Raw genomic sequence first — 596 nt, 5'->3', positions numbered from 1 at the left:
CAGAACGACGCGTACAAGCAGAAGATCAAGACCTCGATCGGCGCCGGCCAGGGCCCGACGATGATCTGGGGCTGGGGCGGCGGCGGCCTCAAGGAGTACGTCGACTCGAACCAGGTGGAAGACCTGACCGAGTGGCTGGGGCAGAACGCCGCGGTCAAGGACAAGATCCTTCCGTCCTCGTTCGGCGCGGCCACGGTCAACGGCAAGATCTACGCCCTGCCGGTCGAGACCGTGCAGCCGATCGTGCTGTTCTACAACAAGAAGGTCTTCGAGCAGGTCGGCGTGCAGCCCCCGCAGTCGTGGGGCGAGATCATGGCCCTGGTGCCGAAGTTCAACGCGGCCAAGATCGCCCCGTTCTCGCTCGGTGGCCAGTCGCGCTGGACGAACATGATGTGGCTCGAGTTCCTGCTCGACCGCACCGCCGGCTCGGAAGTTTTCGACAAGGTGTTCGCGGGCGAGAAGGACGCGTGGAGCGACCCGGCCGTGCTCGACATGCTCACCAAGATCCAGGATCTGGTGAAGGCCAACGGTTTCCAGAAGGGCTTCTCGTCGACCACGGCCGACTCCAACGCCGACCAGGCGCTGCTCTACACGGG

1 protein-coding gene is annotated in these 596 nt (G+C 64.8%); it reads left to right on the top strand.

From position 1 onward, the window contains the following. Positions 1-596 (top strand): extracellular solute-binding protein (locus M1L60_RS46735; RefSeq protein WP_253244080.1); only part of this gene is annotated, 596 nt, incomplete at both ends.

Source organism: Paractinoplanes aksuensis, assembly GCF_024137025.1.
Lineage (GTDB): Bacteria > Actinomycetota > Actinomycetes > Mycobacteriales > Micromonosporaceae > Actinoplanes > Actinoplanes aksuensis.
This window is presented reverse-complemented; position numbering and strand designations above follow the sequence as displayed.